The 13,412-nt window shown below is 44.1% G+C and carries 15 protein-coding genes; 5 read left to right on the top strand and 10 right to left on the bottom strand.

Going from position 1 to position 13,412, the window contains the following annotated elements; translation table 11 throughout:
* Nucleotides 1-7: 7 nt before the first annotated feature.
* Both WAO38_RS05415 and rsmH read right to left on the bottom strand, forming a co-directional pair.
* Entirely contained in the window at nucleotides 8-286 is a 279-nt protein-coding gene (locus WAO38_RS05415) for a hypothetical protein (RefSeq protein WP_422235087.1), read from the bottom strand.
* A 6-nt stretch (nucleotides 287-292) separates the two neighbouring features.
* Entirely contained in the window at nucleotides 293-1,216 is a 924-nt protein-coding gene (gene rsmH, locus WAO38_RS05410) for a 16S rRNA (cytosine(1402)-N(4))-methyltransferase RsmH (RefSeq protein ID WP_422235085.1), read from the bottom strand.
* Nucleotides 1,217-1,297: 81 nt separating this feature from the next.
* Here rsmH and WAO38_RS05405 point away from each other — a divergent pair, with 81 nt between their 5' ends.
* The gene (locus WAO38_RS05405; RefSeq protein ID WP_422235083.1) at nucleotides 1,298-1,888 is read left to right on the top strand and encodes a class II aldolase and adducin N-terminal domain-containing protein; all 591 of its coding nucleotides are present in this window, start codon (nucleotides 1,298-1,300) and stop codon (nucleotides 1,886-1,888) included.
* Here WAO38_RS05405 and WAO38_RS05400 read toward each other — a convergent pair.
* The gene (locus tag WAO38_RS05400; RefSeq protein WP_422235081.1) at nucleotides 1,874-3,175 is read right to left on the bottom strand and encodes an adenosylmethionine--8-amino-7-oxononanoate transaminase; all 1,302 of its coding nucleotides are present in this window, start codon (nucleotides 3,173-3,175) and stop codon (nucleotides 1,874-1,876) included. The two genes, WAO38_RS05405 and WAO38_RS05400, sit on opposite strands and share 15 nt — an antisense overlap.
* A gap of 118 nt (nucleotides 3,176-3,293) precedes the next feature.
* Between WAO38_RS05400 and WAO38_RS05395 the strand changes: the two genes are divergently transcribed.
* The 4 genes from WAO38_RS05395 to WAO38_RS05380 are packed head-to-tail and all read left to right on the top strand — an operon-like array spanning nucleotide 3,294 to nucleotide 7,635.
* Complete coding sequence (locus WAO38_RS05395) at nucleotides 3,294-4,763, top strand: SurA N-terminal domain-containing protein (protein ID WP_422235079.1); 1,470 nt, start codon at nucleotides 3,294-3,296, stop codon at nucleotides 4,761-4,763.
* 1 nt (nucleotide 4,764) lies between these two features.
* Nucleotides 4,765-6,177 carry a cell division protein FtsA gene (gene ftsA, locus WAO38_RS05390; protein WP_422235077.1) on the top strand — a complete coding sequence of 471 codons (1,413 nt, stop codon included), beginning with the start codon at nucleotides 4,765-4,767 and terminating at the stop codon, nucleotides 6,175-6,177.
* Nucleotides 6,178-6,195: 18 nt separating this feature from the next.
* The gene (gene ftsZ / locus WAO38_RS05385; protein WP_422235075.1) at nucleotides 6,196-7,332 is read left to right on the top strand and encodes a cell division protein FtsZ; all 1,137 of its coding nucleotides are present in this window, start codon (nucleotides 6,196-6,198) and stop codon (nucleotides 7,330-7,332) included.
* Nucleotides 7,333-7,344: 12 nt separating this feature from the next.
* Entirely contained in the window at nucleotides 7,345-7,635 is a 291-nt protein-coding gene (locus WAO38_RS05380; protein WP_422235073.1) for a J domain-containing protein, read from the top strand.
* 96 nt (nucleotides 7,636-7,731) lie between these two features.
* On the opposite strand, the gene lepB is transcribed toward WAO38_RS05380, so the two are convergent.
* The 7 genes from lepB to WAO38_RS05345 all read right to left on the bottom strand — a co-directional run bounded on the left by lepB (nucleotide 7,732) and on the right by WAO38_RS05345 (nucleotide 13,300).
* Nucleotides 7,732-8,490: a signal peptidase I gene (gene lepB, locus WAO38_RS05375; RefSeq protein ID WP_422235071.1), complete on the bottom strand. Its 759-nt coding sequence runs from the start codon at nucleotides 8,488-8,490 to the stop codon at nucleotides 7,732-7,734.
* Between the two features lie 316 nt (nucleotides 8,491-8,806).
* The gene (locus WAO38_RS05370; RefSeq protein WP_422235069.1) at nucleotides 8,807-9,520 is read right to left on the bottom strand and encodes a hypothetical protein; all 714 of its coding nucleotides are present in this window, start codon (nucleotides 9,518-9,520) and stop codon (nucleotides 8,807-8,809) included.
* A gap of 180 nt (nucleotides 9,521-9,700) precedes the next feature.
* The gene (locus tag WAO38_RS05365; protein ID WP_422235067.1) at nucleotides 9,701-10,453 is read right to left on the bottom strand and encodes an ABC transporter ATP-binding protein; all 753 of its coding nucleotides are present in this window, start codon (nucleotides 10,451-10,453) and stop codon (nucleotides 9,701-9,703) included.
* Nucleotides 10,450-10,929 carry a DUF4149 domain-containing protein gene (locus tag WAO38_RS05360; protein ID WP_422235065.1) on the bottom strand — a complete coding sequence of 160 codons (480 nt, stop codon included), beginning with the start codon at nucleotides 10,927-10,929 and terminating at the stop codon, nucleotides 10,450-10,452. The genes WAO38_RS05365 and WAO38_RS05360 overlap by 4 nt, the downstream gene beginning before the upstream one ends.
* A complete protein-coding gene (gene prmC / locus WAO38_RS05355; protein ID WP_422235063.1) occupies nucleotides 10,922-11,755 on the bottom strand; it encodes a peptide chain release factor N(5)-glutamine methyltransferase in 834 nt (277 codons plus the stop codon). The genes WAO38_RS05360 and prmC overlap by 8 nt, the downstream gene beginning before the upstream one ends.
* Nucleotides 11,740-12,984 (bottom strand): M48 family metallopeptidase, encoded by a 1,245-nt coding sequence (locus WAO38_RS05350; RefSeq protein WP_422235061.1) that lies wholly within the window; start codon nucleotides 12,982-12,984, stop codon nucleotides 11,740-11,742. The genes prmC and WAO38_RS05350 overlap by 16 nt, the downstream gene beginning before the upstream one ends.
* A 118-nt stretch (nucleotides 12,985-13,102) precedes the next feature.
* A complete protein-coding gene (locus WAO38_RS05345) occupies nucleotides 13,103-13,300 on the bottom strand; it encodes a hypothetical protein (protein WP_422235059.1) in 198 nt (65 codons plus the stop codon).
* Nucleotides 13,301-13,412 lie beyond the last annotated feature (112 nt).

Raw genomic sequence — 13,412 nt, 5'->3', positions numbered from 1 at the left:
GCAGCTCCTAAAAGAAAGTATCTAATACCTGATTTTTGTATTTCATCGATTCGACTTTCGCTTTGATGAGGCGATTTTCTTCGACCAGGGCATCATGTTCATGGCTTAGCGTCGATATTTCCCGGCTTTTAAAATAGATTTGCGTATTGATAAATATTTTCGGAAACACGAGAATCAATATCAGAGAAATTCCCAGAAATACATTCCGCAGAAAAAGAAGCCCCATCGCCTCTTCAGGGGCTATCAGTTCTCTTGTCTCTTCTAAGATTTCGTTCTTTTCGCTCATATGGCCCTAGTCTCTTCTAATCTCAAATATGCGTAGTTTTGCGCTTCGGCTTCGGGAGTTTGCGCGTAGCTCGTCATCCTGTGCCGTCAACGGTTTTTTCGTAATCACTTTCCCGATCGAGTGGTTATTCCCGCAGGTACACCGCATCGCCTCATCGGGACAAATACAATTTTTTGCCCATCGTGAAAAGCGGTTTTTGACGATCCGGTCTTCGAGAGAGTGGAACGTAATGATCGCTACGCGCAGATGGGAAATCGACGAAGACTCAATCGCATCGAGCAGCCGTGTCAGTTCGCCCAGTTCATCGTTGACTTCAATCCGGATCGCCTGCATCACGAGAGTCGACGGGTGGATTTTTTTTCCCTTCGGCATCAGATGGAAAATAGCGTTGGAAAGTTCTTTGGCCGATGCGAACGGACGCCGATGGACAATCGTCTCCGCCACTTTGCGGGCATTCGTCACTTCCCCGTACTCACGTAGAATAGTCTCTAACGCACTTTGCGAGTAATCATTGACCACCTCCGACGCACTCAACGAAGCATCCGGATTCATCCGCATATCGAGGGTATCGCTCTCGTACGAAAAACCCCGTTCCCGCTGATCGAGCTGCAAAGATGAAACCCCTATATCGGCCAAAATCCCACAAATTTGATCCTGTTTTTCGGCGATTACTTCGGAAATAACATCCGAAAAACGGCCGCGGCGGATCTCTACCCGATCGCCGAAGGGTTCAAGCCGCTTGGACGAAAAAGCAATTGCCGTAGGATCCTGGTCGATGCCGATCAGGGATAAAGCCGCATTGTTTTCAAGCAATAACGAAGAGTGCCCTCCGTATCCCATCGTACAATCGACTACAATCCCCTCTTTGCATGGAGAAAATGCTTCGATGACTTCTCGGTAAAGGACCGGGATATGGGGAGTTTCTTGCACGTAACTGCCTTTGGATTTTATTAGGCTTATAATAGCCTAGCCTCACTAACAAATTGTTTAAAAGTATGTTAAAATCCTTTTATGGATAAACAATACGTCAAACGTCAACTTGCCTCTTTTGCCCTCTCCATGTTCCGAAAAGATTTTTTCGGAATTTATCATGGCTCGCTTTCGGCAAAACTCGATACCAACCTCTTTACGATCAATACCAAAAATGCTATTTTCGACAGTATCAGCGAGCAGAGTCTGATCGACCTTTTTTATAACAAAGACTACCGATGGAAAGATGCCAGTATCGATGCGTCGATCCATCAGGGGATTTATCGTCAGATCTCCGATGCCAAATATATCACGTTTACGATGCCGCCGTTCACCACCGCATTCTCCCTGAACCATTCGATCATCATCCCGAAAGATTATTTCGGATTCAAAGAATTTGGGAAAATCGCCATTTACGACCCTAAAAAATTTGACGATTGGTATGAGCGTGCCGTCAGTGAGATCCCGAAATATTTTCAACAAAACAACACCGCGATTATGATCATCCGCGGGTATGGGGTCTACGCTTTCAGCCGTGATATCCACTCTATGGTACGCCAGCTCTCTATTTTAGAGCGGAGTTGCCGCATCTTGATGCTCGATCATTCTCAAGCGCGCTTAGACATCGATTGAGAAGATTGCTTCCTCAATCGCAGTAAAAATAACGCTCAGTTCTTCCGGCGTTATAATATACGGGGTCATCACATAGACCACACTTCCCAGCGGCCGTATCAAAACCCCCTTGCTCATGCAATAACGATGTATTTTCAAACCGATACGCTGCGAGGGATCGAATCCCTCCAGTTCGATCGCCGCGACCATCCCGCATTGGCGCACCTCTTTTACTCTCGGAAAGGTTTCAAAACGTTTTAACGCTTCTGCAATAAGGGCTATCGTCACATGGTTGTTTTCAATCACATTCTCCGATTCAAAAATATCAAGGGTCGCATTGGCCGCCGCACATGCCAGAGCGTTTCCCGTATAACTGTGTGAATGCAAAAAAGAGCGCGCAGGGTTGTAATCGCAATAAAACGATCCGTAGACTTCTTCGGTAGTCAGCACCACCGACAGAGGAAGATACCCGCCGGTCAGCCCTTTGGAGAGGATTAAAAAATCGGGGGTTATGTCTGATTGCTCGCAGGCAAACATACTCCCCGTCCGACCGAAACCGACGAGGATCTCGTCCGCGATAAAATGGACTCCGTATTGTTCGCACAGCCGTTTCGCTTCACTGAGAAACACCGGATGGTACATTTTCATCCCCCCGGCCCCCTGCAGCAAAGGTTCCACGATCAGTGCGGCAATCTCTTCGCTGCGCTGTCGGAGCAACTCCTCAAACGACGTTGCCGCTTCCAGTGCCGCTTCAATACTCTGGTCTTTTGGCGAAGGGGTTTGAAGCGAGTGGATCAATAAGGGCTCGTAGGTCTCTTTGTAAAGGGCCACGTCTCCTACAGAGAGGGCTCCGAGGGTCTCTCCGTGGTAGCTGTCGCTCAAAGAGACGAACAACCCTTTCTCTTTTCCGGCATTTCGATGAGAGTGATACGACATTTTTAACGCGACTTCAATCGCACTTGAACCGTTGTCGGCATAAAAACAGCGTGTTAGCCCCTTGGGAGAAAGTTTTACCAGACGCTCCGAGAGGCGCACGATCCCCTCATGGGTAAATCCGGCCAAAATAACGTGTTCGAGATTATCCAGCTGCTCTTTGATTTTTTGATTGATGTAGGGATTGCAATGTCCGAATAGATTAACCCACCAACTGCTGATGGCATCTATGTAGCGGTTTCCCTCGAAATCTTCTAAATAAACTCCTTCCCCTTTGGCAATCGGAACAAGAGGGATGGTTTCATGATCTTTCATTTGTGTGCATGGATGCCACAAAACGCTCAAATCACGGGCGGATATCTCTGAATTATTCATCTAAAACCTCTTAATTTGAGTTATTATGTGATAACATGTGTTAGTCAACTATTATTTTCATCCAAGTTTAATGCTAAACTGAATAGAATATCTGAATTTTACAATAGGATCGTTTAATATGATTACTTGGATGCAGCGCCACCGAAAATACTTGGTCATTACAATCTGGATATCTACGATAGCCTTTATCGGAGCCGGATTCGTCGGATGGGGACAATATAGCTATGGAGACAAGGCCGGTGCCGTTGCCAAAGTAGGAGACGTTTCGATCACTTCAGCTGAACTTCAAAGAAGTTATTCCAATCTTTTTAACCAATATAATCAGCTTTTCCAAGGAAAATTTGACGAGAAACAGGCAAAACAATTCGGCTTGCAGCAACAGGCCCTTCGTCAACTGGTGAATCAGGCACTGATCCTCAATCTTGCCGAGAGTTACGGATTGATCGTCACGGACGAAGAACTCTGGAATCTCATCAAATCTCAACCGAGTTTTGCCAAAGACGGTACGTTTGACAAAACGGTTTACGCGGAAGTATTAAAGCAAAACCATTTGACGATCAAAGAGTACGAGGCGTTAATGAAAAAAGAACTTTTGATCCAAAAGACCCTCTACCTTCTCGCTTCATCCGAAGTTAAATCGATTGAAGAAAAAACTCTCGCCAGCGCATTGGGTGTTTCGGACAAAATCAGCTATAAACTTCTCACACCGGATATGATTTCTCTCAATGCCGGAGAAAGCGAACTTAAATCATTTTGGGAAAAACACAAAAATGAGTTCAAGACATCTCCAAGTTATGAAATCAGCTACGTAACGCAATCGCCGGTTACCGCAGAGCCTTCGGCAAAAGAGATCAGTGATTATTATGAGATGAACCGTCAGATGCTTAAAGACGCTAGCGGTAAGATCCTTACCCTTGATGAAGCACAGCCAATGATTATCAGTGCTCTGAATGACAAAGCGACTGAAAAAGAGGCGCTGCGCCTCTATATCGATTACAAAAAAGGTGCACTGAACTCCGGTACGGTTCCTCAAAAAGCAACGATCACTCCTGCTGCATCCACCTTCAGCCCGGAACTCACCAAAGAGATTATGGACCTCAATGATCAAAAACCGTTCCTTAAACCGCGCAAAGCAGGAAACGAATACATTATCGTCAAACTCGACAAAATGAATCCGTCTCGAACAATGACCTATGAAGAGGCAAAAACCAATGTTAGTGCACTCTATATGAATGAAGCGAAAAAAACCAAACTTCAAGAGTTAGCGACAAACAGTTATAAAACATTCAGCGCTGCTCCGACTGATTTCATCACACGCAATGACAGTGCTAAAATAGGCGGGTTGAGTGTCCCGGAGGGAACCGAATTCCTCAATAAATTGTTTGCTTCCAAACAAAAACAAGGTTTTATTACCTTAGAAAGCGGAAATGTTATTATGTATAACGTTTTGGAACAAAAGTTGCTTCAAGATAAAACATTAGCGGATGGAAATGCCGTGCTGAAGCTCAAAGGGAATTTGTTGGATCAAGGGCTTATCAAAGCACTTGAGAGCAAGTACCCAGTTGAAATCTATGTAGAGGGGATTTGATTTGAAACGAACCGTTTTAGCCATTGATATCGGCTCAACTAAAGTTTGTGCGCTCATCGCGGAAATCGATGATGATAACGTTGCACAAATTATCGGAGCCGGCATCGCAAAAGCCCAAGGCCTTCGCAAAGGGAGCATCACTAACATTGAGCTTGCATCCAAATCGATCAAGAGCGCACTCAATGATGCCAAGCGCGTCGCCGGAACCGAGCTTCGAAGTGCAATAGTCACCATCAGCGGTGCCTATACCAAAAGTCTTAACTCCAGCGGTATCGTCAATATCCCGAATAAAGAGATCACCCTCAACGAGATCCAACGTGTTATGCATACGTCCTTGTATAACGCCAACATTCCGAACGAGTTTGAAGTATTACACGCCCTGCCGTATAACTTCAGAGTCGATGACCAAGATTTTATTGAAGATCCTCTGGGGATGAATGCTTCACGTCTCGAAGTTGAAACGCATATTATCACAACCCAAAAATCAAATCTCAACAACCTGCGCAAAGCGGTCAAAGCTGCCGGTGTAGATGTCGAAAGCGTTGTTCTCAGCGGTTACGCATCCGCCATCGCCGTTCTCAATGCGGATGAAAAAGAGCTCGGTGCGGCCGTGGTCGATATGGGCGGAAATACCAGCAACATCGTTATCCATTCGGGTCATGCGATCCGTTATAATGACTTTTTAGGTGTCGGTTCGAATCATATTACCAATGATTTGTCCATGGCATTGCATACTCCGCTGCATACGGCGGACAATGTCAAAATCACCTATGGTTCACTCTATGCCCCAAGCAATGATCTCATCGAGCTGCCGGTCATCGGTGATGAAAGCTCAAGCCATGAAGTTTCATTGGAAGTGGTCCATAACGTCATCTATGCACGGGTTGAAGAAACCTTGATGATCATTGCCCAATCGATTGAAAAAAGCGGACTCAAAGAGCATATGGGAGCCGGTGTAGTACTCACCGGTGGATTTACCAAAATCGAAGGACTTCGCGAACTGGCCGTTGCTATTTTAGACAACATGCCCGTACGCCTTGCAAAGCCGACCGATATCGGAGGCCTTTTCGATACCCTTAGAGATCCTTCTTATTCCGGAGCAGTCGGGCTGGTAAAATACCTGGCCGGCGGTTATACTCCGTATGAAATCGATGTCAATCGCCGTATGCGCCACACCGGCGAAGAGCCCTCAGCTGCTCAAACGCATTATCCACTCCACGAAGAGGCGCCAAAATTTGAGCACTCGGTTTCGATCCCTACTCCACAAGCAGCGGCGGAAACTCCGATGTCGGTGAAGGAAGAGAAAAAAACCGAAACTCAAAAAATGGTCAATATAGGGTCCAACAAACCTGTCCAGTCCGATCAACCCAACCCACTTTCCAAGTTTTGGAATTGGGCAACTCAACTATTTTAATCACGTCAAGGAGCAAGCATGGAACCATTTTCAATTGAAGAATCAACAACTCTCACGGGAGCACGCATTGTAGCAGTCGGTGTCGGCGGCGGCGGCGGAAACATGATCGGCTATATGCTGAAAGAAGCTATTCCGGGTATTGAGCTGATCATTGCCAATACGGATGCTCAGGTTTTGGAACAAGGGAGTGCTGCAACCAAGATCCAACTGGGTGCAAAACTGACCAAAGGTTTGGGCGCAGGGATGAAGCCTGAAGTGGGCAAAGAATCGGCGTTAGAGAGCTATGAGGATTTGGCGCATGCATTAAGCGGTGCCGATATCGTTTTCGTAGCAGCGGGTCTTGGCGGCGGTACCGGTACGGGTGCAGCTCCGATCATCGCAAAAATCGCGAAAGAAGTGGGTGCTTTGACCATCGCTGTCGTGACCAAACCGTTCTCATTCGAAGGTAAAAAACGTCTCAAACTTGCAGAAGACGGATTGAATGAGCTTAAAAATGAATCCGATTGTATCGTCGTTATCCCTAACGACAAACTCCTCTCGATCATTGATCCGAAACTCGGTATCAAAGAGAGCTTTAAAATCGTTGACAGCGTACTTGCCCGTGCCGTTAGCGGAACTTCCGGTGTTATCCTCGCCAGCGGCGACAATGACATCAACCTTGACTTCGCCGACCTTCAAACCGTTATGAGCCACCGTGGTTTGGCTCTTATGGGTGTGGGCGAATACAAAGGTGAGAACGCGGCATACGAAGCGATCAAAAATGCGATCGAATCTCCATTGTTGGACAACATGTCGGTCAACGGCGCTCTTGGTGTATTGGTTCACTTCAGTATGCACCCTGAGTTTCCGTTTATGGAACTCTCTGCTGCGATGGATGTCGTCCATAACAGTGTTGATGAATCTGCCGACGTTATCTTCGGTACAACAACCGATGAAAATTTAGCAAAAGATTTTATCCGTATCACCCTCGTTGCAACCGGTTTTGAGAAAAAAGCGGCAATGGGAATCAATAACAGCGAATTTGAAAACAAAGAAGTGATCGCCGCAGCTGCTGCAAAACCTCGCGTTGTCGTCCGTCCTGCCATGGTTGCTAACGGTGATTACAGCGAAGACTTCCTGGATGTACCGACGTTCATGCGTCAGCAAAAAGACTAATTAACACTTTCCATGCTCTCCTTTGACAAACTTGTGAAGGCCAAAACGCTCCTTGGCCTCCACGACAAATCCACCCTCTCCGACATTAAATCCCGCTACAAGACAATGATGCAGCAATGGCACCCCGACAAACATCCTGACGATCCTGAAACCGCGCACGCCATGAGTACGCAAATCAACGAAGCGTATGCCACACTCCTCGAATACTGTTCCAACTATGAATATAATCTCGAAGAAAGCTTTTTAAAAGAGCAGACCCTCACCCCGCAAGAGTGGTGGGCGAAGAAGTTTGGGGGAAGATGAGAAGACAACTCGTTCCCAATGTCCTCATTGGGAATGCAGATTAATGCCATACACTCCCAAGCTGGAGCTTAGGAGCGAGAAACAACGGCATTGGTTTTACTTATTAAGACGTTTCAATTTGATTGGAATTGTTACGCCAATAATTAATTCTTGATTAACACTACCAAAAAGTCTACTATCATTACTATGTTCTCTATTATCACCCATCATAAAACATTCATTGCTTGGTATAGTAATTTGATCCATATCAGACAATTGAATTGGAAAGTTTTTGTCTTTTGTTACATTTTTATCGTGACAAATACCTTGATGTACTTTTTTATATGGATCTTTAATAAATAATTTAGTATCTATATTCTCGACTTTATAATCTTTATAATGTTCTCTAACATATTGATTTCCTTCGATTGGATGGAGATATAATGACATATCTTTCAAAAACAAAATATCACCTCCTGTTGCCACACAACGTTTTGCATATATAGTTTTTTTATCATTAGGATCGTAAAAAGCAAATACACCTCCTCTAAATATAGTATTTAAACCTTTGAATAGAAATACAGTTTCATTTTGATATATAGTGTTTTGCATAGCCTTTGTAGGGATATTTTTAGCTTGAATTTCTATGTTATTATCCAACATATAATAGAAGTACTTACTGAAATACTCTTTCAGCTTGGGGTCATTTTCAAAAACTATTTTATTGTTTTCATCAACAAATATCCATCTTTGGTCTATTGGCTTTGTTAAATTATTAGTTGCTTTTATTAAATCATCATAATTATTAATAAATATATCTTTACTGTAGCTCATATTTAAAAAGACAATAAAAACTAATAGTATTTTTATAATCATATTATTCCTTTTCTATAATATTTGTCGTGAGCGATAATTTTTCCGTAGGGTAAATTATTGCGTTCCTCGTACTTGTTAAGATGTTATGGTATCGGAATATGTTTAATCCAAAATGACGCAGTAAAACGCAAAAAAGCACAAACAAAAGAGATAATAACTATAGCGTTTATCTCTAAACTTAAAACTATTCCCAACGTAATCCCAAATAACATTCCACCAAGAGTTTGAAAAACCCATGCCTGCTTAAAGGCTTTCCCTCGTTCCCAATGTCCTCATTGGGAATGCAGATTAATGCCATACACTCCCAAGCTGGAGCTTAGGAGCGAAAAAACTCAGACCATTTTGTTTTTAATGGCTTATTCAACTCTCTATATTCGTGTCTAATGCTGAGTAATATCTGTAAATATGGATCATCAATAGATTCTTCTATAGCTTCGCAAGCTTGTTCATTTACTCGTTTTAGAGCGAGATATTCATTTTTTACCTTGTCTGGTGTTAGCAATCTCGTCTTTTCCCAATTTTCTTTTATGATTGGACTAAAATATGATAAGTTTTCATTTATGTGTGCCATCAATCGTGAGAATCTATTTGAAAACTCTTCATTTTCTAAATGGAATATAGGGGATTGATAATTTATAAACTCTTCAAAAATGCTTTCTTGTTTTTTATCCTCATGTGCATAATATTCTTCTCTGACTTTTTTGGAAAAATTTTGCTTTTCTTCTTCTGTTGTGAGAGAGTTAGGAAGTGAAAAATTAATACCATACATTTGTTCTAACCAATGAGCACTCGCATATTCATTTACTGCTATTTCTAAATCTTTATCTTCGTTTACATATGGTTTCGCTTGAGTACTCTGATAGTGATATAAAAGCAAATCAGATGCATCGTGGTATACTTTATCATAAACTCTAATGCGTTCATTTTTTTTTGCAATTCTTGATTGCCTGAGTGAAAAGAAAAAACTTAATGCAGAAATTGCCAGACTACCTAAAGAAATGTATATAGCAATTTGTGATTTGTCAGGCATTTGGTTCCTTGTATATTTAACTATTTATACAACGAACATTATATATTGAAGAACTTGGATTTAACTATATAAACACAAAAACAGTTAATTTGTAAAAGACAATCGTTAAACATAGCTTTGAGGGGAATAAAAAAGAGGCAGGAGAATAGATTCCGTATCGAGTACGGAATGACGGGGATGTTAATGAAACTCTATCGGTCCTTCAGAACTTGCATGGATAAACTGCTGAACAACCGCATTGGTTGAGTTTTTAAACGACTCTTTATCCCCTGCTTCGACGATGACTCCGTCAAACAGCATCGCATAATTATCCCCCGCTTTGAAACTCTCTGAGATATCGTGGCTGATGAGGATAGAGGTCATCCCCATCTCATCACGTAGACGATTGATCATCTGCGTAATAAAATCGCTCGTGACGGGATCAAGTCCCGACGTCGGTTCATCGTATAAGATCACTTCCGGTTCCAGCGCAAGGGTACGGGCCAATCCGACACGTTTGCGCATCCCGCCGCTGAGTTCTTCGGGGTAGAGAGATTTGACGACTTTCGGGTCGAGTCCGACCATCGTGAGTTTCTCATCGATTTTACGTTCCAGTTCTTCAGGGGTCAATTTCTGGTGTTCCAACATCGGGAAAGCAACGTTTTCACGGATATTCATACTGTCAAAAAGGGCACCGCTTTGAAAGAGAAAACCCACTTTTTTACGAATTTCGCGCAAGGTTATTTCATCCGCATTATCGATACGGATTCCATCAATCGTAATGGTACCGGAATCGGGTTTGAGCAGTCCGACGAGATGTTTGATGATCGTCGATTTTCCCCCGCCGGAGACGCCGAAAATAACCGTCGTCTTCCCTTTTTCGATCTCTAGGTTGACCCCTTTGAGAATTTCCCGTTTTCCGAAGCTTTTGGTGATGTTTTCAAACAGGATCATTTTGTCACCGCCATAAGATATGCGCGTCGCATGAATAAAATCAATAACATAACGAGAAGGATTTTAAAATCGATCTCGCTTGCTTTGTGCAGCGCTTCAAAGGAGGCATCGATGGCCGACTCTCCGCGGGCTTGGTATTCCAAGATTTTAGGAGTATAGACGGCACTGAATAAAAGAAGTGTTCCGACAGAGCCCAAAGCACTCAGAATCGATATCTTATCGATCTGCATCACTTTATAGCGGGAAACCTCGTAGAAGGCGATAACTGCCGTCATAAAGTAAGCCCAGTAGGTAAAACGGCGGAAAATTTCCCCCATAATGTTTCCCTCTTCGTAACGCGAAAGCAGCGGCAGGGTCAAATATATCTCGGAGTGAAAAACGACTGCGGCGACAAATGCGCCTAAGATCAAAACGGCACCGATCGTCATTCCGAGCGTGAGCAGGTATAAAGTATCGATTAATGCTTTTTTATTCATGGTTAGCCTTTAGTATAAATCCTCGATCAAACGAGGCTAAATCGGTATAAAAATCCAACGATTTTACCGCAAACTTTCTAAGATATTCTTGGACTTTCAGACGCTGATCGTATCCCATCTCACACACAAAGAGGGGAATCTGGCGGTGATAGACTTCATCCAGCAAACGCTGAATGATCTCATCCCCGATTTCTCCCCCGAAAAGGGCATTTTGCGGCTCATACGAAAGGTTGCTTTCCAGTGGAGCGTCCTGCGCGATATAAGGGGGGTTGGAGACGAGAACATCGATCGTTTCCTCGACACACGAGAGCAAATCTCCCTCCCTCAGTTCAATCCTCTCGCCCAAACCGAAAGCCTCGATATTGCGCCGTGCGACGGCAAGGGCACGGGGTGAAATATCCACGGCGATAAAACGGGCATTCGGGAGATGAAGCGCGAGAAGGATCGAGATGATTCCGCTCCCTACCCCCACTTCAACGACCGTCATAGCCTCCTCAGCCGTGACGGATGAAAGTACCTCATCAATCAGATGTTCCGTCTCCGGACGGGGAATGAGTGCCCCCTCATCGATATAAAACTCCCGGCTGTAAAAGCTGACACGGTTGGTAAGATATTCCAGAGGAACATTGCGGCTTCGTTTCTCTATCCACTCCGCTAATTTCGGATCGTTCTCATCGATCATGTCGTCTTGATGGGTGATAAAATAGAGCTGATCACGCTGCAGATACGCAATCAGGAGAAGTTCCGCCTCTCGGCGGGGAGATTCGACGACACCTTTTAATCGGTTGGCAATCTCATCATGAAGTTCTTTTAATCGTTTGGACATGGATCGGCGTATCCCTCATCGTCTGCGACATGGATATCGTACCCTAATGCCCGAAGGCGATCTACGACCGGAGGGTGGGTCGTATGAAAGAAACGGTACAGCGGATGCGACAACGGGAAACTTTTGTTTTCGCTCACCAGTTTTTTCAATGCGTTGACCAGATGTTCCGCACCTCCGAGTTCGGCACCGGTGCGGTCGGCTTCGTATTCATTATGACGGCTCACCATCCCCATCAACGGCATCATTACAAAACTGACGACCGGAAGGAGAAGGATAAAAAGCATCATGATGATTTGCGGACTTTGCGCTACACCGAGTTCCATATAAAGTGTTTCAGGAAGATTGCCGAACAAGGCAAACATCCCAAACAGCATAACGCCGACCATCGCAATGTTTTTGTACAGATCATTATGGGCGAAATGGCCCAGTTCATGTCCGAGAACGGCGATGAGTTCGCTGGGAGAAAGCTTCTGAATCAACGTGTCAAACAACACGACCCGTTTTGTTTTACCCAAACCGCCGAAATAAGCGTTGAGACGGGCATCGCGTTTGCTCGCATCGCTGATAAAGACACCGCTGCTGACAAAACCCGTTTTCGCCATCAATGATTCGATTTGTTCGCGCAGTTCACCATTTTCCAAAGGGGTCACTTTATCAAAAAAGAGTGCCCGTATCGTGGGGAAAAACATATTAAGGGCAATGACCACGGCAAAGATAAACGCAAAACTCCACAGCCACCACAGGTCATTGGAACGAATGATCATTGAGACGATCCAAACGATCAGGCTCCCGATCACGATGGTCAACAAGGTACTGATCAGGGTATCTTTGACAAACTGCCCCGCTGAAGAGCGGTTAAATCCATACTGTGCATCAATTTTAAACTTGCTATACCAGCTAAACGGAAGCATGACCAACCCGTTAATGAGAATAAGCCCCATAACAGCCATGATCGTATGCAATGACCCGCCCTGAGCCATTAATGCCCCGTCCAGCCATGCCATCATCCCGCCGATCCAGATCAGAAGTAGTCCGAATTCGACAAATGTCTCGATCATCGTCAGCTTCTCTTTTGCCACGGCATAATTAGCCGCGTCACGATATTGGGCCTCGCCCATCAATACGGCGCCCTTGCACTTGATGCGATTAATATAGCCTATTTGCATCACGCTGACGTACAAACGGATAAGGATATAAAGGGTATAGACTCCGATAACGGTTGTGATCATAAAATTCCTTGGTAAATTCTGCCTCATTTGAGGCAAGCTTTAGTGTCATAGCGGCGAGCGTAGCTTCACAGAGCGTTTGCTCTGTTGCGTTCAAAAAATTAAAAGGGCGATTTTACCATTATTTCACTGGAACTTTCCCGATACTCTCATGAACCGCAACGGAATCTTCAACTTCGCCGTACATTACTTTTGCCGTAATAAAAATGGTACCGAGCAACAATCCGCTGATAATAACGGCCCATACAACCCGTTTTTTCGACCCTTTTAATGTATCGTAATCCTCGATTGAGCTTAATGTCGGTTCATTGTCTTGCATTTGGAATCTCCTCGTGATTTTTGTATTAAACATGGTAACTATCTTATCCTACAAACGGTTAACAAATTTCACCTAAATTAACGATTTCAGGTTGAATATTATTTTGTTTTTA

The sequence above is a fragment of the Sulfuricurvum sp. genome (assembly GCF_049277495.1).
Taxonomy (GTDB): Bacteria; Campylobacterota; Campylobacteria; order Campylobacterales; family Sulfurimonadaceae; genus Sulfuricurvum.
Note: the sequence above shows the minus strand (reverse complement) of the source record. Positions and strands in the feature narration are given on the sequence as shown.